Annotated in this window: 24 protein-coding genes; 12 read left to right on the plus strand and 12 right to left on the minus strand. The window is 60.9% G+C overall.

What is annotated here, in order from left to right; all coding sequences use genetic code 11:
* Positions 1 to 119: 119 nt before the first annotated feature.
* From AC2CHD_RS11335 to AC2CHD_RS11345, 3 genes are all read right to left on the minus strand, one after another.
* On the minus strand, positions 120 to 674 hold the full coding sequence (locus tag AC2CHD_RS11335) for a fasciclin domain-containing protein (protein WP_484553766.1): 555 nt from the start codon (positions 672 to 674) through the stop codon (positions 120 to 122).
* Positions 675 to 799: 125 nt separating this feature from the next.
* Positions 800 to 1,522 carry an anti-sigma factor gene (locus AC2CHD_RS11340; RefSeq protein WP_484554234.1) on the minus strand — a complete coding sequence of 241 codons (723 nt, stop codon included), beginning with the start codon at positions 1,520 to 1,522 and terminating at the stop codon, positions 800 to 802.
* On the minus strand, positions 1,519 to 2,058 hold the full coding sequence (locus AC2CHD_RS11345) for a sigma-70 family RNA polymerase sigma factor (protein ID WP_484553767.1): 540 nt from the start codon (positions 2,056 to 2,058) through the stop codon (positions 1,519 to 1,521). Before AC2CHD_RS11345 ends, AC2CHD_RS11340 begins: the two co-directional genes overlap by 4 nt.
* Positions 2,059 to 2,248: 190 nt before the next feature.
* Between AC2CHD_RS11345 and argB the strand changes: the two genes are divergently transcribed.
* The 3 genes from argB (at position 2,249) to AC2CHD_RS11360 (ending at position 4,171) form a co-directional block, all read left to right on the plus strand.
* Positions 2,249 to 3,142, plus strand: a complete 894-nt coding sequence (argB, locus tag AC2CHD_RS11350) for an acetylglutamate kinase (RefSeq protein WP_229447828.1) — start codon at positions 2,249 to 2,251, stop codon at positions 3,140 to 3,142.
* 203 nt (positions 3,143 to 3,345) lie between these two features.
* Positions 3,346 to 3,741, plus strand: coding sequence for a MerR family transcriptional regulator (locus AC2CHD_RS11355; protein ID WP_484553768.1), 396 nt, complete (start codon positions 3,346 to 3,348; stop codon positions 3,739 to 3,741).
* Entirely contained in the window at positions 3,731 to 4,171 is a 441-nt protein-coding gene (locus tag AC2CHD_RS11360) for a carboxymuconolactone decarboxylase family protein (RefSeq protein WP_484553769.1), read from the plus strand. The genes AC2CHD_RS11355 and AC2CHD_RS11360 overlap by 11 nt, the downstream gene beginning before the upstream one ends.
* A 2-nt stretch (positions 4,172 to 4,173) precedes the next feature.
* On the opposite strand, the gene AC2CHD_RS11365 is transcribed toward AC2CHD_RS11360, so the two are convergent.
* A complete protein-coding gene (locus tag AC2CHD_RS11365; protein ID WP_229447824.1) occupies positions 4,174 to 5,076 on the minus strand; it encodes a DMT family transporter in 903 nt (300 codons plus the stop codon).
* Positions 5,077 to 5,148: 72 nt separating this feature from the next.
* Positions 5,149 to 5,577, minus strand: a complete 429-nt coding sequence (locus AC2CHD_RS11370; protein WP_484553770.1) for a hypothetical protein — start codon at positions 5,575 to 5,577, stop codon at positions 5,149 to 5,151.
* 77 nt (positions 5,578 to 5,654) lie between these two features.
* Here AC2CHD_RS11370 and AC2CHD_RS11375 point away from each other — a divergent pair, with 77 nt between their 5' ends.
* Both AC2CHD_RS11375 and AC2CHD_RS11380 read left to right on the plus strand, forming a co-directional pair.
* Positions 5,655 to 6,356 (plus strand): pyrimidine 5'-nucleotidase, encoded by a 702-nt coding sequence (locus AC2CHD_RS11375; protein ID WP_229447822.1) that lies wholly within the window; start codon positions 5,655 to 5,657, stop codon positions 6,354 to 6,356.
* A 5-nt stretch (positions 6,357 to 6,361) separates the two neighbouring features.
* Positions 6,362 to 7,264 (plus strand): DUF817 domain-containing protein, encoded by a 903-nt coding sequence (locus AC2CHD_RS11380; protein ID WP_484553771.1) that lies wholly within the window; start codon positions 6,362 to 6,364, stop codon positions 7,262 to 7,264.
* Positions 7,265 to 7,280: 16 nt separating this feature from the next.
* On the opposite strand, the gene AC2CHD_RS11385 is transcribed toward AC2CHD_RS11380, so the two are convergent.
* The 3 genes from AC2CHD_RS11385 to AC2CHD_RS11395 are packed head-to-tail and all read right to left on the minus strand — an operon-like array spanning position 7,281 to position 9,145.
* Entirely contained in the window at positions 7,281 to 7,784 is a 504-nt protein-coding gene (locus AC2CHD_RS11385) for a copper chaperone PCu(A)C (RefSeq protein ID WP_484553772.1), read from the minus strand.
* Between the two features lie 56 nt (positions 7,785 to 7,840).
* Positions 7,841 to 8,245 (minus strand): hypothetical protein, encoded by a 405-nt coding sequence (locus tag AC2CHD_RS11390; protein ID WP_484553773.1) that lies wholly within the window; start codon positions 8,243 to 8,245, stop codon positions 7,841 to 7,843.
* A gap of 60 nt (positions 8,246 to 8,305) precedes the next feature.
* Positions 8,306 to 9,145 carry an LOG family protein gene (locus AC2CHD_RS11395; protein ID WP_229448129.1) on the minus strand — a complete coding sequence of 280 codons (840 nt, stop codon included), beginning with the start codon at positions 9,143 to 9,145 and terminating at the stop codon, positions 8,306 to 8,308.
* A gap of 144 nt (positions 9,146 to 9,289) precedes the next feature.
* On the opposite strand from AC2CHD_RS11395, the gene dapD reads away from it, so the two are divergent.
* Genes dapD through AC2CHD_RS11415 form a run of 4 tightly spaced genes read left to right on the plus strand, consistent with a single transcriptional unit; the run spans position 9,290 to position 12,366 of the window.
* Entirely contained in the window at positions 9,290 to 10,144 is an 855-nt protein-coding gene (dapD, locus tag AC2CHD_RS11400; protein ID WP_484553774.1) for a 2,3,4,5-tetrahydropyridine-2,6-dicarboxylate N-succinyltransferase, read from the plus strand.
* A 19-nt stretch (positions 10,145 to 10,163) separates the two neighbouring features.
* The gene (locus AC2CHD_RS11405; RefSeq protein ID WP_229447817.1) at positions 10,164 to 10,535 is read left to right on the plus strand and encodes a DUF805 domain-containing protein; all 372 of its coding nucleotides are present in this window, start codon (positions 10,164 to 10,166) and stop codon (positions 10,533 to 10,535) included.
* A 47-nt stretch (positions 10,536 to 10,582) separates the two neighbouring features.
* On the plus strand, positions 10,583 to 11,770 hold the full coding sequence (gene dapE / locus AC2CHD_RS11410) for a succinyl-diaminopimelate desuccinylase (RefSeq protein ID WP_484553775.1): 1,188 nt from the start codon (positions 10,583 to 10,585) through the stop codon (positions 11,768 to 11,770).
* Positions 11,771 to 11,772: 2 nt separating this feature from the next.
* Positions 11,773 to 12,366, plus strand: a complete 594-nt coding sequence (locus AC2CHD_RS11415; RefSeq protein ID WP_484553776.1) for a transporter — start codon at positions 11,773 to 11,775, stop codon at positions 12,364 to 12,366.
* A 39-nt stretch (positions 12,367 to 12,405) separates the two neighbouring features.
* Here AC2CHD_RS11415 and truA read toward each other — a convergent pair whose 3' ends face one another.
* The 4 genes from truA to def form a co-directional block, all read right to left on the minus strand.
* A complete protein-coding gene (gene truA / locus AC2CHD_RS11420) occupies positions 12,406 to 13,149 on the minus strand; it encodes a tRNA pseudouridine(38-40) synthase TruA (protein ID WP_484553777.1) in 744 nt (247 codons plus the stop codon).
* Between the two features lie 2 nt (positions 13,150 to 13,151).
* Positions 13,152 to 13,655: a GNAT family N-acetyltransferase gene (locus AC2CHD_RS11425; protein ID WP_484553778.1), complete on the minus strand. Its 504-nt coding sequence runs from the start codon at positions 13,653 to 13,655 to the stop codon at positions 13,152 to 13,154.
* Positions 13,652 to 14,587 (minus strand): methionyl-tRNA formyltransferase, encoded by a 936-nt coding sequence (fmt, locus tag AC2CHD_RS11430; protein WP_484553779.1) that lies wholly within the window; start codon positions 14,585 to 14,587, stop codon positions 13,652 to 13,654. The genes AC2CHD_RS11425 and fmt overlap by 4 nt, the downstream gene beginning before the upstream one ends.
* A gap of 123 nt (positions 14,588 to 14,710) precedes the next feature.
* Positions 14,711 to 15,241: a peptide deformylase gene (gene def / locus AC2CHD_RS11435; RefSeq protein WP_229447811.1), complete on the minus strand. Its 531-nt coding sequence runs from the start codon at positions 15,239 to 15,241 to the stop codon at positions 14,711 to 14,713.
* 98 nt (positions 15,242 to 15,339) lie between these two features.
* Here def and AC2CHD_RS11440 point away from each other — a divergent pair, with 98 nt between their 5' ends.
* From AC2CHD_RS11440 to AC2CHD_RS11450, 3 genes are read left to right on the plus strand one after another with little or no spacing between them, the layout of a single operon-like run.
* Positions 15,340 to 16,608 (plus strand): DNA recombination protein RmuC, encoded by a 1,269-nt coding sequence (locus AC2CHD_RS11440; protein WP_484553780.1) that lies wholly within the window; start codon positions 15,340 to 15,342, stop codon positions 16,606 to 16,608.
* Between the two features lie 59 nt (positions 16,609 to 16,667).
* The gene (locus tag AC2CHD_RS11445) at positions 16,668 to 16,982 is read left to right on the plus strand and encodes an ArsR/SmtB family transcription factor (RefSeq protein ID WP_484553781.1); all 315 of its coding nucleotides are present in this window, start codon (positions 16,668 to 16,670) and stop codon (positions 16,980 to 16,982) included.
* A gap of 2 nt (positions 16,983 to 16,984) precedes the next feature.
* Positions 16,985 to 18,220: an MFS transporter gene (locus AC2CHD_RS11450; RefSeq protein WP_484553782.1), complete on the plus strand. Its 1,236-nt coding sequence runs from the start codon at positions 16,985 to 16,987 to the stop codon at positions 18,218 to 18,220.
* The last annotated feature ends 48 nt before the right edge of the window (positions 18,221 to 18,268 follow it).

The raw sequence follows: 18,268 nt of genomic DNA on the forward strand, positions 1-18,268 counted from the left end.
AGGTCCGCTGGGCTATCACCTCAAAGTCAAGTCCGTGTGAGTGCAAGGGGTGGCGCTGCTCCACCCCTTGCGGTTCCGAAAACCCCGATCGGAACCTGTCTGGCTTTTGCTTTCGTAGCTCAGCTCTTCGGCAGAAGCACTGTGTCGATCACGTGGATAACCCCGTTCGACTGATCGACATCGGCAATCGTCACGGTTGCCACATTGCCGTTTTCGTCGGTCAGCGTGATCTTGTCGCCGTCCATCTTGGCTTCGAGCATGCAGCCGCCGACCGTCTTGACCGGATGGTTGCCGCCGTCATCGGCGATCATCTTGCCAATGGCGTCAGACATGGCTTCGGTCGCCACCACGTGGCAGGTCAGGACCGTCGCGAGCGTTTCCTTGTTCTCGGGCTTCAGAAGCGTGTCGACAGTGCCGGCGGGCAGCTTCTCGAAAGCTGCGTTGGTCGGTGCGAAAACGGTGAAAGGCCCTTCACCCGAAAGCGTGTCGACCAGGCCGGCAGCCTTCACAGCAGCAACGAGCGTGGTGTGATCCTTCGAATTGACTGCATTCTCGACAATGGTCTTGTCGGCGTACATGGCCGCGCCGCCAACCATCGGGTTTTCAGCGAGAGCTGTACCTGTGAAAGCGAGAGCAATCGAGCCGGCGAGAATGGAAACAGTGATCTTGCGCATGTTTGAACTCCTCAGGTCATTTTGGGACCGCCATTCTGGCTGGCCCGCTTTGGGAACATGAGGAGACACGGAGAGGCACTCCGGGAAGTTTCAAAAAAAAGCAGATTTTTTTAGAAAAGCCGAAATCAGATGTCGCGCAGATCGCCAAGTGCGACGACCGGCCCGGTGGGGGTGCCGTCCGGCGAACCGCCCAGCGGTTCCGTGGTGATGGCAAACACGGCGCCGGCCTCGATTGCGGCGCCAAGCGCTTCGCTCAGCGCCACATGAACGCTCGATCCGACCGGAATGACCCCAAGGGAAACCGGCGGCTTGTCGCCCTCGATCGCCCAGAGTTCGAAATCGCGCCCATCGGGCCGCGCTCCGGAAACATGGGAGAGCGCCACGTCGCGCTTGGTACTGTCGTAGACCGCGAGATAACGCACATCGGTGTCGTCATGGGCAAGCGAGGCAACGAAACGCTGCTCCTGGAGCGGCTGATTGCCAATCGGCAGATCTGTGTAAGTGAGGCCCACATAGGCGGCGAGAGCCAAAAAGGCAGCCAGCGCGGCACTTCGCCAGAAGGCGAGGCTCGACCAAAGGCCGGGCCTTTCCGCTGCCGGCGCGGAACGAAAAAGCCGTGCGTCGATGATGGACTTCGCGTTCGCCGGGGGCTCCACCGCTTCGTAGGCTTCTGCCATGGGGGCGAGCCGGGCTTCCCAGTCTTCCACAAGGCGCGCAAAGGCTGGTTCCGTCTCGATCCGGCGCGCGGTCGTTGCCCGCTCTTCGGCTGCCAGAACGCCGAGCACATATTCGGCAGCGACGAGATCGTCGTCGTGCCTTTCCGGTCCGTGTTCGTCTGCCACCGTCATCGTTCCAGGCATTCCCTGAGCTTCAAGAGGCTGCGCCGCAGCCAGGTTCGCATCGTATTGAGCGGCACGTCGAAACGGGCCGCAAGTTCGGCGTAGCTGTCGCCGTTGAGATAGGCTCCGCGCACCGCCATTGCACGATCGGTTTCCAGTTCGCCGAGGCAGGCATCGATCCGCCGCCGTTCGCTGCCCGCTTCCGCCAGGCTTTCCGGGTTCGGTTTCGGATCGGCAATGGCCTGCGCTTCATCCAGTTCCGCGGCAGGCGCCTTGCGCGCCCTCAGCCTGTCGATTGCGTGATTGCGCGCCACCGCAACCAGCCAGGTGATCGGGCTGAGATCCGTCGCGGCGAACCGGTCCGCCTTGGTCCATATCTTTACATAGACGTCCTGCAGAGCCTCCTCTGCTTCCGCCCTGTCCTTCAAGACACGCAGGCAGACACCGAAGAGTTTCGCACTCGTGAGGCGATAAAGAAGATCAAATGCCGCACGCTCCTTGAGCGCGGTGCGGAAAATCAGCTTCGTGATCTCATCCGGGGTCATATTTGGAGACTAGGCTCAAACGGGATGGCGGGAAAGGCGGAGAAACACGAGAGTTAGGGCGACGCAACGCAAAGGCAAGCCGACCCACGATCAGCAAAAGCAGCTTTTTGTCGGCCGACCTGCAAGATCGTTTCACTTGCAGCGAAAAATGCTTTAAGAAACCGCCGTTTTGACTTTGGGGAACAACACGATGACGGACATGACGGAAACTGCTGAAGCCCAGGCCCGCTTTCTTTCGGCGGCACTGCCGTACATGCAGCGTTATGAGAACAAGACCATCGTGGTGAAATATGGCGGGCACGCCATGGGCGATGCTGCACTTGGTCAGGCCTTCGCCCGCGACATCGCGCTCCTCAAACAGTCCGGCGTCAGCCCCATCGTCGTCCATGGCGGCGGCCCGCAGATCGCGGCCATGCTCAAGAAGATGGGCATCGAATCGAAATTCGAGGGCGGCCTTCGCGTCACCGACGAAAAGACCGTCGAGATCGTCGAGATGGTTCTGGCCGGCTCCATCAACAAGGAAATCGTGGCGCTCATCAACGCCGAGGGCGAATGGGCCATTGGTCTGTGCGGCAAGGATGGCAACATGGTCTTTGCCGAAAAGGCGCACAAGACCGTGGTAGATCCCGATTCCAACATCGAGCGCGTGCTCGATCTGGGATTTGTCGGCGAGCCGGTGGAGGTCGACCGCACGCTGCTCGATCTGCTCGCCCATTCCGAGATGATCCCCGTCATCGCACCGGTGGCGCCGGGCCGCGACGGCCACACCTACAACATCAATGCCGATACGTTTGCCGGTGCGATTGCCGGCGCCGTGCGCGCCACGCGTCTTCTTTTCCTCACCGATGTGCCTGGCGTGCTCGACAGGGACAAGAAGTTGATCGACGAGCTGACGGTCGCCGAAGCTCGTGCCCTCATCAAGGATGGCACGATTTCCGGCGGCATGATCCCCAAGGTCGAGACCTGCATTCAGGCCATCGAGCGCGGCGTGGAAGGTGTCGTCATCCTCAACGGCAAGACCCCGCATGCTGTCCTGCTCGAGCTTTTCACCGAGCATGGCGCAGGAACGCTGATCGTCCCGTAAGGGTGAGTTTTCGATAAATGCGAAAACACGCTTGACCTGGAGTTCGCTCCAGAAAGTAGATGCATATGTGCACACAATGGAGATGCACATATGCAAAAGCGTACCATCATCGAACGTTTCCTTGAGGCGCTTAAGGCGAGCAACGTCGAGAGCGCCTGCGCCTTTGTGGCTAAGGGTGCAGTGCAGCCCGGGCAGGAGGTCGCATGAAGATTGGCGAAGTCGCAAGACGCACCGGTCTGAGCATCGACACGCTGCGCTATTACGAGAAGCTTGGTCTCATCGATCCGCCCTGGCGGCAGGGTGGTCAGCGTGCCTATGACGAAAACATCATCGCATGGCTGAAATTCATCAAATTGTTGAAAGCCACCGGAATGCCGCTTGCCGATGTGGAGACCTATGCGCGTCTACGTCGTGAGGGCGAGCGCAGCTCTGCTCAGCGCCGCGAGATGCTGGAGCATCAGCGCATGGTGGTGTTGGCGAAGATCGATGAACTGAAGGCATGTGTCGAACTGCTCGACTACAAGATCATCAACTATGCCGAAATCGAAGCGCGCCACCGCGCCGAGGACGGCCTTAAGAAACAGACCTATGACCATTGAGAACACGATTGGGAGTGAGGCAGCGCTGTCCGCCCTCGAACAGGGGCGCAAGATTGCGGCACAGCTCAATCCCGAGCTCGAAACGATTCTGGCCCAGCGCTATGATGATGCTCTGCCGGGGTTTGCGGAAACGCTCATCGAAAGCGCCTATGGCCGCTTCTATGCTCGCGAGGGTCTCGACTTGAAAACACGCCAGCTTGCCACTGTAGCGGCGTTGACTGCGCTTGGCGGGCAGACGGCCCCGCAACTCAGGATCAACATCGAACATGCGCTTGCGGCGGGTGCTGCCGAACGCGAGATACTGGAAGTCATTCTGCAGATGGCAGCGTACGGCGGCTGGCCGGCGGCTATCAACGGCCTCAATGCAGCGCTTGGACTCTTTGCAGAACGAGCAGGTTCGTCACAGGCATCCGCTTGGGATGGGCAGTAGTCCTATAAAAGCACAAGCAGAACAATCCCCGCGACGATCAGCAGGCAGCCCGCCACTTCCGTGCGGTTGATGTGCTCGCGGAAGAAGAAAACGGAGGAGGCGAAGGTGAAGATCATTTCGATCTGCGCCAGCGCCTTCACCACCGCCGCCTGTTGTAGCGTCATGGCGCTGAACCAGCCAAGCGAAGCCGCCGCACCAACGAAACCGACAAACAGTGACGGTTTCCATGCCTTCGCAATCCGGCCGACTTCGGCGCGGTCGCGCCATAGCATCCAGATGAGCATGATCACGGTTTGAAAGGTGATGGTCACGGCCAGCGTCGTGGTCGCCTGCATCAGGTAATTGGGCCCGCCCAGCGAAAGCGACGCTCCGCGATAGGCGACGGCCGTTATGCCGAACAGCGTGCCCGAGGCCAATCCGATCAGTGCTGTGCGGCTGATGAGCGAGCGGAACAGGTTGCCCCAGCTCATCGGCACACGCGCCACTGAGATAAGCATCACGCCAACCACGGTGACGGCGATGGCGACCAGCGCACCAAAGCCGGCCACCTCACCAAGAAGCACGAGGCCGAAGATGGCGGCTTGGGCCGGCTCGGTGCGTGAATAAGCGGTCCCCACCGCAAAATTGCGGAAAGAGAAGAGATAAATGAGGAGAAATTGCGCGGAGATCTGACCGAGCCCGCCGAGCAGCGTCCAGGCAAGAAACGTCCCGTGAAGTTCCGGGAATTCATAACCGGCAGCAAAGTGAAGTGCGAGCCACAGGACGAGCACGAACGGCATGCCAAAGCCGAAGCGCACGAATGTCGCTCCGGTCGTGCCCATGACGCCTTTAAGGTGCTTTTGCCCGACGGAACGCAGGTTCTGCAGGAAGGCTGCGGCAATGGTGATGGGAATCCACAATTCCATGCTGCGTCTTTTGCAGCCCACGCTTCAAACGCGCAAGAGAGCAGTTGGGTCAAAGTGGTATACCAGTTCGGGCTACCGAAGTGGAAGGGTTCGCTCAGCATCCGCCGGGTAGTGAAGACAGGGGTCGAGGCTTACATGATCGGCATCGATCTGATTTAGCGTTCCGCTCAAAACCACGCGATCTCCGGCCCTGTAATCGTTGACCTCATAGGTCACGCACACCACTTCAGGGGCTGGCGCGGCGCAGGTCAGCATGTAGCCCAGCGTGCCGTCGTGTTCCACGGCGCGCAGCTCCCCCACCACGTCAATGGTGATCCATTCCTCATTTGAGGCATCAAGGTTTGAAAGCTTGTCTCGCAACTGCGCACACGTTGCTTCGAAACTCGGCTCAGGCTGGGCGAGAGCTGCTGTTGCGGAGGCAAAAATCGGCAGGGCAAGGCAAAGACAGGAGAAACGGACCATGGGCTGAACTTCGATTTGCGATAGTGACACGTTCCTCATGCATCGTGGCATTTGTTTGAAGCGGAAAAGCCTGCCGGACGATTGCGATGCACAGCTCGGCTCTGGCATAAGGGGCCATGACAAATCGGCCCGCTCCCGATCGTTTCGCTCATGTCACCGACTGGGTGTTCGATCTCGACAACACGCTTTATCCGCATCACAGCAATCTGTTCTCCCAGATTGATGTGAAAATGACGGCTTATGTGTCCGAATTTCTCCAACTTGGGCGCGATGAGGCCAGAGTGCTTCAAAAGCAGCTCTATAAGGAGCACGGCACCACGCTCAACGGTCTGATGGCGCGATATGACATCGACCCCGACGATTTTCTCGAGAAGGTGCACGACATCGATTATTCGTGGCTCGACCCTGATCCGCGGCTTGGCGCAGCCATTCGCGCTCTTCCAGGCCGCAAGTTCATCTTCACCAATGGTGATCGGGGTCACGCGGAACGTGCGGCGCGGCAGCTCGGCGTGCTCGACCATTTTGACGACATTTTCGACATCGTAGCGGCCGATCTGCTCCCGAAACCGGCTGCCGCCACCTATGACAAGTTTGTGGCCTTGCATCGGGTGGCGGGCGAAAATGCTGTCATGTTCGAGGATCTGGCGCGGAATCTCGCAGTGCCGAAGAAGCTTGGAATGACCACGGTTCTGGTGGTGCCCAACAATTTCGAGCCGACCTTCACCGAGATATGGGAGCAGGACGCGAACGAGGAAGATGATGTCGACTTCGTGACCGACAATCTTGCGGAATTTCTTGAAACGGCGATGAAGGCCTGACGCCGATGCGGCGTTTCACGTCTCTTGAAACGCGCATCGACTCCCTTGCGCATCGCGTTCTCGACACGTTGCCTGCACAGGGCCCGGCGGGCGCGCTGGTCGAGTTCGCCGTCTTCGGATTGAAGCAGGCATGGGCCTGTCTTTTTGGCGGGTTGCTGCTCGCGCTGATCATCGCGACACATTATCTGTGGCCGGAAAACGCCGTCCTGGCACGCTACGATTTTCTGTTTCTGGCTGCGGTTGTCATACAGGTGCTCATGCTGGCTGGCGGTCTTGAGCAACCGTCCGAAGCGAAGGTCATCCTTATTTTTCACGTGGTCGGCACGGTGATGGAGGTCTTCAAAACTTCAGCCGGCTCATGGATCTATCCGGAAGAGAGCGTCTTTCGCGTCGCTGCAGTGCCGCTCTTCTCGGGTTTCATGTATGCCGCCGTGGGATCCTATCTCGCGCGCGTCAGCCGGATTTTCGACATGCGCTATACCCGATATCCGGCTTTGTGGATGACATTGGTGCTCGCCGCAGCGATCTATGTGAACTTTTTCGCCCATCACTATACGGTCGATGTGCGTTATGGTCTCTTCGCAGCCACGGCGCTGCTTTTCGCACGCACCACCGTGCACTACCGCGTGTTCCGGTTTCGCCATCGAATGCCGTTGTTGCTTGGGTTTCTGCTGGTGGCGGTGTTTATCTGGTTTGCAGAGAACATCGGCACCTGGTCACGTGCCTGGATCTACCCGGATCAGTCCGGTGGATGGACACCGGTTTCCATCTCCAAGCTCGGTTCGTGGTATCTCTTGATGATCATATCCTTCGTTCTGGTATCGGTGGTTCATCGTCCTCGAACGCCTGATGAAGCCCCTTTGAAGGATTTTCCGGCTGGCGCCGGTCGGGCCGACGCCAGCGGTTAGCAAGAGGCGACGTATATCAGTGGCTGTGCCCCGTCCCGGAGGTTTCACCGCGTGCGGGGCCTGCGACAAGCCTGAGATCGATCGTCCCCGCATTCTCGAATTCCAGCCTCAGCGGTATGGACTCGCCCTCCTGAAAACCCTTCTCCACTTGCATGAACATCACATGCAGGCCGCCGGGCTCCAGCGTCACCGTCTCTCCGGCTGGTATGGTCAGGCCTCCTTTCACAGGACGCATAACCATCACGTCATTGTTCATTTCCATACTGTGCACCTCCACCTTGCCTGCCCGTGGGGAGGTCAGCGACAGGAGCCGGTCGTCGACCGCGCCGGTGTTTTCGATCACCATATAACCGCCGCCTGAAGGTTGTCCGGGCAGCATGGCCCGCACGCGGGCGTCTGCGATCTTCAGGTCTCCGGCCTCGATGACGTGCTCTGTCTGATGGTCCGTGGCCTGCGCTGCGATAGCCGAGCCGAGCAGGGGAAGTGCGGCGACCGCCGCGAGGAAAATATTTGAGCGCATGGTTCTGCCTTTTATAACTGAGCTTTGAGTTGCCCGAAAAACTGGGCTTAAATAGATCAGAGAACGGCAGGAGGAGCGCGAATGCCGTGTGCTGTCGCGCTGGCGGGGTTGGTGTGAATGCGGTTGCCCCAACGGGGTGCGATGGCGCCATTCCTCTGCCACATGGGCAGTGCCAGCACTGGGTTTTGCGGTGAGGCCGATGAGAACAGGTAGCCGCACGCATGGCCGCTCACACACAGCGGACATTGAGCCGCACGCGGGTGCTCGCGACTGTCATCGGTTACCGTGCCGATTCCGTAGGTCGTACAAATGACGAAGCCATAGGAGACCGGTGCAGCCGCAGCCAGAGCCAGCGGCTGCAATAGCCCCATGAGCAGCGAGATGATGCCAACCGCCGCGAACAGTTTTGCATCGCGGCGCAGGCTCTCAAACCAGCTTGTGTTGCCCAGCCATTTTGTCATAGCGCATGCCTAGCCGATTGCTGGGCACCCCGCCAGTCTCAGCGGCTGCGGCATCAGCGCTCAGAGTTCGTAGAACTCGGCGATCTTCGCCCAGGCTTCCTCGGCCGTGTCTACGAAAGTGATCAGCTCATCGTCTCCGGGCGAGATCGTCCCCTGTTCCGCCAGAAAACCGAGGTCGATCGCACCTTCCCAGAACTCCTTGCCGAACAGAACCACCGGCACCCGTTCCATGCGTCCGGTCTGGATCAGCGTGAGCGTCTCAAACAGCTCGTCCATCGTGCCGAAGCCACCGGGGAACACCGCGACCGCCTTCGCCCGCATCATGAAATGCATCTTGCGGATCGCGAAATAGTGGAAGTTGAAGCACAGCTCTGGCGTTACATATAGGTTCGGCGCTTGCTCATGCGGCAACACGATGTTGAGGCCGATGGAGGGCGCGCCGCAATCGGCAGCACCGCGATTGCCGGCTTCCATCACGCCGGGTCCGCCGCCCGTCACCACCACATATTCGCGGTAATAGGATTTGGCCGATTCTTCCGAGCAAAGCCGCGCGAAATTCCGGGCCTCCTGATAGTAGCGGCTGTTCTTTTCAAGGTTCTTCTTCTGCGTCTCGTTCTTGGCAGCCCAGGCCTCGCCGCCCGGTTCGGGCAGGCGCGCGCCGCCGAATAGAATGACCGTCGAACGAATGCCACGCTCGGCAAGCGCCATCTCCGGTTTCAGGAGTTCCAGTTGCAGGCGCACCGGGCGCAGTTCGCGCCGGGTCATGAAGTCTTCGTCGTCCCAGGCAAGACGATAGGTTTCCGCACGTGTCTGCGGTGTGTCGGGCACTTGTCGCGAACGGCGCAGATCCTCATCGGAATGCGGTAGGGGCGTCCAGCCGTTCTCGTCTTTCGAATCCATCGTCATTTATCCGTCCTTTGGCGCGTCCCCGCGCGATCCCGAGATTGACCCCCAGTGACGCTTCGCATAGTTTCCGCGCCGACCTGGGTCATTTTCCCAAACTATGGCTGAGCCCTTAACAGCTTGTTCAATGGAGCCGCAAGCATGACGAGTATCGATGTCGCCGCGCTGGAAACAACAATCGAAAAGGCATTTGACGAGCGCGACGGCGTTTCGACCGACACACGCGGCGAGATTCGCGACGCGGTGGAAGCTTCGCTGCACCTGCTCGACAGCGGCAAGGCACGTGTGGCAGAGCGTCAGGAGGACGGCTTCTGGAAGGTGAACCAGTGGCTCAAGAAGGCTGTGCTTCTTTCCTTCCGGCTGAACCCGATGCAGGTCATCAAGGGCGGACCGGGCGATTCCGTCTGGTGGGACAAGGTGGCGTCGAAATTCGACGGCTGGAGCGCAAACGAGTTCGAGAAGGCCGGCTTCCGCGCCGTGCCAAACGCCGTTGTGCGCCACTCCGCCTATATCGCGCCCGGCGTGGTGCTGATGCCCTCCTTCGTCAATCTCGGCGCTTATGTGGGTGAGGGCACGATGGTCGATACCTGGGCCACCGTCGGCTCTTGCGCGCAGATCGGCAGGAATGTGCATCTTTCCGGCGGTGTCGGCATCGGCGGCGTTCTGGAGCCCATGCAGGCCGGCCCCACCATCATCGAGGACCACTGCTTCATCGGCGCGCGCTCCGAAGTGGTCGAAGGCTGCATCGTGCGCGAAGGCTCGGTGCTCGGCATGGGCGTCTATATCGGAAAATCCACCAAGATCGTCGACCGCGCCACGGGCGAAATCTTCTACGGCGAAGTACCGCCCTATTCGGTGGTCGTCGCAGGCACCATGCCCGGCAAGAACGTACCGGGCGAGAACTGGGGCCCCAGCCTCTACTGCGCCGTGATCGTCAAGCGCGTCGATGAGAAGACCCGCTCCAAGACGTCGATCAACGAACTCCTGCGCGATTGACGAGCGACGGAGAAGCGCAATGCCCAAGGGACAGATCGCCTGGCTGTTTTTCGGTTTTTCCGGAAGGGTAAGCCGTGCCGCATTCTTTCTGGCAGGCATGCTTCTGGCTGTTCTGCAGGCCTTCGCGCTCTATCGTTTCACCCTGGCGCCGGAGGGAAGCGGCGCCAGCGGCATGTGGGCACTGCTTTTCTGGGGCCTTTTCTTCGTTTCGGTCTTTTCTTCGGTGGCGCTCGGCGTCAAGCGCCTGCATGATTTCGGCAAGCCCGGAATTTTTGCTGTCGCGCTCTTCATCCCGATGGTGTCGATCCTAGCCTTCATCGTGCTCTGCCTCTATCCGGGCGATGCTGGCGCCAACGAATATGGCGATCGGACAAACGCGCCGAAGCAATAGAAGGTTTGCCGCGTGACAGGCACGTCCGGTTGGATTATCCCTTGCGCATGACACTGCCGACAGATCCCGCCGCCAATCTCGCCGAACTCATTCGCTGCCCTTCCGTCACACCGGTGGAAGGTCAGGCGCTGTCCGTGCTTCAGGGCATGTTGAAGGCGCTTGACTGCTCGGTCGAGCGCCCGATCTTTTCCGAAGAGGGCACGCCCGACATCGAAAATCTCTATGGCAAGCTTGCAGGCGAGGGCCCGCACCTCATGTTCGCCGGTCACACCGATGTGGTGCCGCCCGGCGATGAAGGTGCTTGGAAGCATCCGCCCTTTGCCGCCGCCATTGCCGATGGCCAGATGTATGGCCGGGGTGCCGTCGACATGAAGGGTGGCATCGCCTGTTTCGTCGCCGCGCTCGCCCGCTATGTGGAAGCCCACGGCAAGCCGAAAGGCTCCGTCTCCTTCCTCATCACCGGAGATGAGGAAGGCCCGGCGCTCAACGGAACGGTCAAGCTTCTGGAATGGGCCGTGGAGCGTGGCGAAAAGTGGGACGCTTCGATCGTCGGCGAACCCACAAACCCGGATCGGCTCGGCGACATGATCAAGATCGGCCGGCGCGGTTCGCTTACCGGTCGCATCACCGTCAATGGCCGTCAGGGGCACGTTGCCTATCCGCACCGGGCAGACAATCCGGTGCCGGGCCTCATGCAGCTGCTTGATGCGCTTCTCGGTCAAGCCTTCGATGAAGGCACGGCAGATTTCCAGCCAAGCAATCTGGAAGTCACCACGGTTGACGTGGGCAACACGGCGACAAACGTCATTCCCGCAAAGGCGACAGCGGTCTTCAACATCCGCTTTAACGACACGTGGAGCGTGGAAAGCCTGCAGGCCGAAATCCACAACCGGCTCGACCGTGCCGCAGAGGAGAACCGTTTGCGCAAGGGCGCCGAACACCCGGTCGATTTCGACATCGACTGGCTTGGTCGCCCGAGCCCTGTTTTCCTGACGCGCGACGAAAAACTGGTTGAAACCCTGTCGGCTTCGGTCGAGTCTGTGGTCGGCTCGCGTCCACAGCTCTCCACCTCCGGCGGTACATCGGATGCGCGTTTCATCAAGGATTACTGTCCTGTGGTGGAGTTCGGCCTCGTCGGCCAGACCATGCACATGGTCGATGAGCGGGTGGCGCTGTCCGACCTCGAAACCCTGACGCAGGTCTATCTGCGTTTCCTAGAAGATTGGTTTGGCTGACGATGCCTTCATTCGCCGAGATCCAGCGGTATTTCGCCGGTGTCTGGCGCATGATGATGGGGCGGTCTGAAGGCCTTCGCCTTCTCGATCTGTCGGCGGACGGTTTCTGGAACTCGTTCTTCGCCATCCTTGTCGCTTTCCCTCCCATGGTGGTGGGGTGGGTGGCGATTTCCAACGAGTTGGCGGGAATCGAGATCTTCACCTCCCGCTTCTCGCTGTTCACGCGGTTGATGTTGACGGACCTGGCCACCTGGATTCTGCCCTATGCCATCCTGGCGCTTGCAGCGCGTCCGGCCGGCATTGCCGACCGGTTTGTGCACTACGTGGTGGCAAACAACTGGGCGTCCGCGCTGTTCGCCTGGGTCACGCTCCCGGCCATGCTCATGCGGCTGCTTTTCCCCGAGGCCGCCGACCTTGCAAATCTTGTCACCTTCCTGATCTTCCTTGCAACGATGGTTCTCTCCTGGCGGCTCACAAATGTCGCCATCGGCAAAGGGCCGGCCGTCGCCACAGCGGTCTTTGGAGCGATGTTTGCGGCCTCGCTTGCCATTCTCTTCACGTTTGAAGGGTTGCTGGGCCTGTCACGCGCGGGATAGGGACTGCCGGAAGCAACGCGCACGCGGAACCAAGGCAGATCAATAATCCACGCGCGTCAGATACAGCCCGTGCGGTGGGGCGACCGGGCCACAGGCCTTGCGGTCGCGGGCTTCGAGCGCCCTGGTCACATCGTCTGCGCTCCAGCCGCCTTCGCCCACCCGCTTCAGCGTGCCTGCAAAGGAGCGCACCTGATTGTGCAGAAAGGAACGGGCCGAGGCGCGGATTTCCACGAATTCGCCGTTGCGCGTTACTTCCAGCTTTTCCAGCGTCTTGATCGGACTTTTTGCCTGACACTGAGCGGCGCGGAACGTGGTGAAATCATGGGTTCCCACCAGCCGCTGCGCCGCCTCGTGCATGGCTTCCGCATCGAGCGGTGCCGCCACATGCCAGGCATGGGCGCGGTCAACGGTCAGGGGCGGGCGGCGGTTGTGAATGCGGTAGAGATAGTGCCGGGCTTTTGCGGAAAACCGCGCGTCGAAATCATCGGGCACCTGCGCGGCCTCGATCACGGCAACCGTCTCTTCAGCCATGGCGAGATGTGCGTTGATTGCATTTTGCACGGTGCGGGCGGTCCAATCCCGCGAGAGGTTGAAATGCGCCACCTGTGCCAGCGCATGAACACCCGTGTCGGTGCGTCCCGCACCAAACAGTGTCACCTCCTCCCCGGAAAACGCGGCAATGGCATTCTCCAGTGCGGCCTGCACGGAATGGTGCGTCGCCTGCCGCTGCCAGCCAAAATAGGGGCCACCATCATATTCGATGTCGATGCGAAAACGCGCCATGGTCAAAGCCCGCCAAAGCCGGGGGCGTAGACGAGCCGCCCCGTGTCGGGAGCTTCATAGCCCCAGCGCAGGGCCTGAAGGGCCTCGCACTGATAGTCGCTCTCAAAAGCTGCAGCATCTTCATGCCGATAGCCGAAACGGCCGTAATATACGGGCTCGCCCAGCACAACAGACAGCGTTTCGCCGTTGGTGATCAGGCGTTGATGCGCTTCCTTGACAAGCCGCGCTCCGATGCCCTGCCGTTGATGAGTGGGCGAAACGGCGAGCGGTGCGAGTGCAACGGCGGGAAAGCGGGTCTCGTCTTTCACCACATGAAGGCGCGAGAAGAGCACATGACCGCATAGTGCGCCTTCCCGTTCAGCGACAAGCGAGAGAACCACGTCGCCATCGGTATGAAGCGCTCGGACCAACTGCGCTTCGGCGTCTCCGTCGAAAGCGGCAAGCAACAGGGCATGAATCGCTTCGCGGTCACCGGCTTCTTCGGAGCGGATTTCGAGCTGGTTCATGGAAGCACGGTTCCTTTTTCGAGCTTCGCCCCGCGCAGAAAATCCACCGCCTGCATCGGCTTGCCGCCGGCGCGCTGCACTTCGTTCAGTCGCAGAGCGCCTTCGCCACAGGCGATCGTCAGTGCGTCGTCCAGCACTTCGCCGGGCGTGCCTTCGCCCTTGCCGATCTCCGCCCGCAGAATCTTGACGCGCTCGGGCTTGCTGCCGAAGGTCATTTCGCACCAGGCGCCGGGAAAGGGTGAAAGCCCGCGAACATGGTCGTTCACCGCGCGGGCAGGGCGGGTCCAGTCGACACGCGTTTCCTCTTTCAGGATCTTCTTGGCATAGGTCGCGCCCTCCTCGGGCTGCGGTGTCAGCGTGAGCGCCCCTTTTTCGAGCGCGTCCATGGCCTCCACCATGAGCGCGGCGCCCGTATCCCTCAGCACATCGTGCAGTTCGCCGCCGGTCATATCGGGCGTGATGGCGATGCGGGATGTCATGGCCACGGGCCCGGTGTCGAGCCCTTCGTCCATCTTCATCACCATCATGCCGGTTTCTGTGTCACCGGCCATGATCGCGCGCTGGATGGGCGCAGCCCCCCGCCAGCGAGGCAGAAGCGAGGCGTGACCGTTGAAACAGCCAAGCCGTGTGCCTTCCAGAATGGGCTTTGGAAGAAGAAGCCCGTAAGCGACCACAATGGCGGCATCGGCTTCAAGCGCGGCAAAGGCGGCCTGCTCATCCTCGCCCTTGAGCGATTTCGGCGTCCGCACCTCGATCCCGAGCGCTTCGGCCGCTTGATGAACGGGCGACTTGGTGAGCTCCAGTCCGCGCCGCCCTGCAGGTCGCGGCGGTTGTGAGTACACGGCGACGATCTCGTGCCCGGCCTCAGCCAGTGCCTGAAGGGTGGCAACGGAGAAATCCGGAGTGCCCATGAAGATGAGACGAAGTGCCATGCCGCGTGTCCGATGCGTTCAGTCAGTCAAACGAGCGCACCCGCGCTCCTGCGGTGCTTGAAGCGGATTTATCCGCTTCCGGTCAAGCCCCGCAGCGCCAATTGCCTCACATGGGCCGATTGGTCAGCCGACCATGCGCGCGGGCGGGCGGTCCTTGGCAAGCTTCCGGAACTTGCGCACCACCATGTCGCGCTTGAGCTTCGACAAATAATCGATGAAAAGAACGCCGTTGAGATGGTCGATCTCGTGCTGCAGGCAGGTGGCGAGCAGGCCGTCGGCCTCCACGGTCTGCTGCTTGCCGTCCAGATCGAGATAGTTGACGGTCACGCCGGCGGGGCGCTCCACTTCCGCATAGTAATCGGGGATGGAAAGGCATCCTTCCTCATGCACATTGCGCCGATCGGTGCTGGCCACGATCTCCGGGTTGATCACCACCATGGGCGCCGGCTCTTCATCCTTTTCCGAAACGTCGACGACGAGCATACGCAATGGCTCACCCACCTGAATGGCGGCAAGGCCGATGCCCGGCGCGTCATACATGGTTGCCAGCATGTCATCGGCAAAGATGCGTAACTGATCGTCGAAGCGCTCGACCGGTTTGGAGGTTTCGCGCAGGATCGGGTCGGGAAGAAGAACTAGCGGTTTGATCGTCATGGCGTTCAGGTAAGCCCTGCCTGCGTGAAGGTCAATACGGAACGCGTGTTCACGTTTTGGTCTTATGGTTGCATCACGAATCGTCTAGAGTGCCGCGCATGAACGAGATGTCCGATATTTTTGCCACGCCCGTGGCGCAGCTTGGTGCCAGCACGTTCACGCTTGGCCAGCTCCTGCTTGCCGGCGGTTTCCTGCTTTTTGCGCTGATGATTGCGCTTGTTACCGGGCTGTGGCGCGCGGCGCGCGCCCGTGCGGTGGCGGCGGCAGAGGCCGCCCAGCACGCCCGCGAGGCAGAGGCGCGCATGGCCGAGCTCACCCGGGCACAGGCCGAGCTTCAGGGCCGTATGGGCTCCATTGCCGAAGTGTTCGGCAGCCGGCAGGCGGAATTGACCAAGGCCCTGTCGGAGCGGCTTGACGGGATGAGCTCGCGGCTTGGCCAGTCCATCACCGAGCAGACCAAATCGACGCACGAGAACCTCGCAAAACTGCAGGAGCGGCTGGCGGTCATCGACACGGCACAGAACAACATCCAGTCACTCGCCGGCCAGGTGGTGCAGCTTCAGCAGATCCTCTCCAACAAGCAGACGCGCGGCGCCTTCGGCCAGTCGCGCATGGAGGCGATCATCGCCGACGGTCTGCCGCACACGGCCTATGAGTTTCAGGCAACGCTCTCCAATGGCAGCCGGCCCGACTGTGTGGTCAAGATGCCCAATGATGCGCCCTCGCTGGTGATCGACGCCAAATTTCCGCTTGAAGCGTGGAATGCCATCCGCGCGGCATCCGAAGGTGAGGGCGGCAGCCCCGAAGCGCGTAAGGCTGCCGAGTCTGCGTTTCGGCGTGATGTGGAGGTGCACATCAAGGCGATCTCGGAGAAATATCTGCTGACCGGCGAGACGCAGGATACGGCCTTCATGTTCGTGCCGTCGGAATCGATCTTTGCCGAGATCCACGAAAATTTCGAAACCCTTGTCCAGCGCGCGCACCGGGCGCGCGTGGTGATTGTTTCGCCCTCACTGCTCATGCTCTCGATCCAGGTCATTCAGGCCGTTCTCAAGGATGCGCGCATGCGCGAGCAGGCACATCTGATCCAGGCCGAAGTGGTGCGTCTGATGGAGGATGTCGGCCGGCTGGATGACCGGGTCCGCAAGCTGCAGACGCATTTCATGCAGGCCAACAAGGACATCGACATGATCCTCACCTCGACCGACAAGGTTACCAAGCGGGGGGCGAAGATCGAGGCGCTGGAGCTGGGCGCGGGCGAGGCCGAGAAGTCCGGCGCAAGCGACAATCGTCTCGCTCCCAAAAAGCCGGATGGCGAGGGCGGCCCGGGCTCCGGCCAGCTGCGCCTGCGCGTCGTGGATGAGTAATTCGAATATTTTCGAAGTATTGTTGACGACGCGCTGGCGACGCATTAGGCGTTCGTGTCATGGAACACGAAACAGCCTCCGGCCAGCTTGAAGCACTGGGCAATCCCATTCGGCTCCGTATCTACCGTATGCTGGTTCGTGCGGGCGAAGAGGGGATGGCCGTCGGCGGGCTTCAGGAGCGAGTTGCCATGCCGGCTTCCACGCTGTCGCACCATTGCAAGAAGCTTCTGGAAACCGGCCTGATCACGCGCGAACGACGCGGCACCACATTGATCTGCCGAGCGCACTACCCTGCCATGCACGCCTTGATCGCGTATCTGGCCGACGAGTGCTGCGCCGACAGCGCCTCCAGCTTTATCCCCGGGGAACATTGACCATGGCGCGCACGCTGACCGCGGACCCCGGCTACCGGCGCATGATCACGGCGCTCGGCATTGCCCAGATCTGCTCATGGGGCTCGATCTTTTACAGTTTCCCGCTTATCGCCGAAGCGATGCGCATTGAGCTTGGCTGGTCAAAACCGCTTCTCTATGGCGGTGCCACGGCGGGGCTGATCCTCGCTGCATTCGCCGCCTATCCGGTCGGGGCGGCGATCGACCGGGGGCGGGGGCGCTGGGTGATGAGCGGTGCGTCGCTCATGGCCGGGCTTCTCTATCTCCTGTGGTCGCAGGTCGACAGCATTGCCATGTTTTTTATTGTCGTTCCGCTGCTCGGCGCGCTGCAGGCGGCCACACTCTATGAACCGGCCTTCGCTGTGCTCGCCCGCCGCGTCGGCGCACTGGAGGCCCGGCGCGCGATCACCGCGCTCACGCTTTGGGGCGGCTTCGCCAGCACCGTGTTCGTGCCGCTGGTTCAATGGCTTATCGACATGCTCGACTGGCGCGGCGCGCTGATGGTGCTGGGCGCAATTAACGCCTTCCTGTGCGCCAGCCTCTATTTCACGGTGATCGACCCCTCAAAAGACAGGCCGAAAGAGCCAGCAAGGGACACCGGAACGCCCGAACTCGCCGGCCGCGCTGCCGTTTTCTGGGCGTTTCGCCAGCCGGTCTTTTGGGCGCTGGTTCTGTTTCTCGTGCTTTATGCCGGCGTTTTCTCCAGCCTGAGCTTTCACCTTTACCCGCTTCTCCTCGAACGTGGATTGAGTGCAGGGGAAGTCGTCAGCATCGTCGCCATCATCGGCCCGGCGCAGGTTGCGGGGCGCATAGCCATCTGGACGTTCGCTCCGGAAGCGCCCGTGCGCCGCATCGGCGCGATCATGGTGGGGGTCTTTCCGCTGGTGCTCATCGGCTATGCTTTCGCCCCACCGCAAATGTTTGTGATTGCTGCCATTGCAGCATTCTATGGCGCCGCCAATGGGATGATGACCATCGTGCGCGGGCTTGCCGTACCGGAAATGCTGAGCCGCGAGGCCTATGGCGCGATCAATGGCGCGCTGATCACCCCATCACGCCTGGTGGAGGCGGTTGCGCCTCTGGGCGTTGCCGCCTTGTGGGCGGCAAGCGGCGGATATGACCTTTATCTGATGCTCGCTTTCGCCGCGACACTGGTCATGGTCGGGGCGTTCTGGACGGCGTCATTCATGGCGCGCCCGAAATTTCCGAAAACCGCCTGAAACGGGGAAATTCCGTTTCATTTCGCGGATTTTTCCGGAATTCCGGTC

Source organism: Nitratireductor sp. ATLC21 (assembly GCF_057196525.1).

Excerpts from the sequence above, each read along its gene's own strand:
- AC2CHD_RS11335 (WP_484553766.1), bottom strand. The coding sequence starts at position 674 with ATGCGCAAGATCACTGTTTCCATTCTCGCCGGCTCGATTGCTCTCGCT.
- AC2CHD_RS11340 (WP_484554234.1), bottom strand. The coding sequence starts at position 1,522 with ATGACGGTGGCAGACGAACACGGACCGGAAAGGCACGACGACGATCTC.
- AC2CHD_RS11345 (WP_484553767.1), bottom strand. The coding sequence starts at position 2,058 with ATGACCCCGGATGAGATCACGAAGCTGATTTTCCGCACCGCGCTCAAG.
- argB (WP_229447828.1), top strand. The coding sequence starts at position 2,249 with ATGACGGACATGACGGAAACTGCTGAAGCCCAGGCCCGCTTTCTTTCG.
- AC2CHD_RS11355 (WP_484553768.1), top strand. The coding sequence starts at position 3,346 with ATGAAGATTGGCGAAGTCGCAAGACGCACCGGTCTGAGCATCGACACG.
- AC2CHD_RS11360 (WP_484553769.1), top strand. The coding sequence starts at position 3,731 with ATGACCATTGAGAACACGATTGGGAGTGAGGCAGCGCTGTCCGCCCTC.
- AC2CHD_RS11365 (WP_229447824.1), bottom strand. The coding sequence starts at position 5,076 with ATGGAATTGTGGATTCCCATCACCATTGCCGCAGCCTTCCTGCAGAAC.
- AC2CHD_RS11370 (WP_484553770.1), bottom strand. The coding sequence starts at position 5,577 with ATGAGGAACGTGTCACTATCGCAAATCGAAGTTCAGCCCATGGTCCGT.
- AC2CHD_RS11375 (WP_229447822.1), top strand. The coding sequence starts at position 5,655 with ATGACAAATCGGCCCGCTCCCGATCGTTTCGCTCATGTCACCGACTGG.
- AC2CHD_RS11380 (WP_484553771.1), top strand. The coding sequence starts at position 6,362 with ATGCGGCGTTTCACGTCTCTTGAAACGCGCATCGACTCCCTTGCGCAT.
- AC2CHD_RS11385 (WP_484553772.1), bottom strand. The coding sequence starts at position 7,784 with ATGCGCTCAAATATTTTCCTCGCGGCGGTCGCCGCACTTCCCCTGCTC.
- AC2CHD_RS11390 (WP_484553773.1), bottom strand. The coding sequence starts at position 8,245 with ATGACAAAATGGCTGGGCAACACAAGCTGGTTTGAGAGCCTGCGCCGC.
- AC2CHD_RS11395 (WP_229448129.1), bottom strand. The coding sequence starts at position 9,145 with ATGGATTCGAAAGACGAGAACGGCTGGACGCCCCTACCGCATTCCGAT.
- dapD (WP_484553774.1), top strand. The coding sequence starts at position 9,290 with ATGACGAGTATCGATGTCGCCGCGCTGGAAACAACAATCGAAAAGGCA.
- AC2CHD_RS11405 (WP_229447817.1), top strand. The coding sequence starts at position 10,164 with ATGCCCAAGGGACAGATCGCCTGGCTGTTTTTCGGTTTTTCCGGAAGG.
- dapE (WP_484553775.1), top strand. The coding sequence starts at position 10,583 with ATGACACTGCCGACAGATCCCGCCGCCAATCTCGCCGAACTCATTCGC.
- AC2CHD_RS11415 (WP_484553776.1), top strand. The coding sequence starts at position 11,773 with ATGCCTTCATTCGCCGAGATCCAGCGGTATTTCGCCGGTGTCTGGCGC.
- truA (WP_484553777.1), bottom strand. The coding sequence starts at position 13,149 with ATGGCGCGTTTTCGCATCGACATCGAATATGATGGTGGCCCCTATTTT.
- AC2CHD_RS11425 (WP_484553778.1), bottom strand. The coding sequence starts at position 13,655 with ATGAACCAGCTCGAAATCCGCTCCGAAGAAGCCGGTGACCGCGAAGCG.
- fmt (WP_484553779.1), bottom strand. The coding sequence starts at position 14,587 with ATGGCACTTCGTCTCATCTTCATGGGCACTCCGGATTTCTCCGTTGCC.
- def (WP_229447811.1), bottom strand. The coding sequence starts at position 15,241 with ATGACGATCAAACCGCTAGTTCTTCTTCCCGACCCGATCCTGCGCGAA.
- AC2CHD_RS11440 (WP_484553780.1), top strand. The coding sequence starts at position 15,340 with ATGAACGAGATGTCCGATATTTTTGCCACGCCCGTGGCGCAGCTTGGT.
- AC2CHD_RS11445 (WP_484553781.1), top strand. The coding sequence starts at position 16,668 with ATGGAACACGAAACAGCCTCCGGCCAGCTTGAAGCACTGGGCAATCCC.
- AC2CHD_RS11450 (WP_484553782.1), top strand. The coding sequence starts at position 16,985 with ATGGCGCGCACGCTGACCGCGGACCCCGGCTACCGGCGCATGATCACG.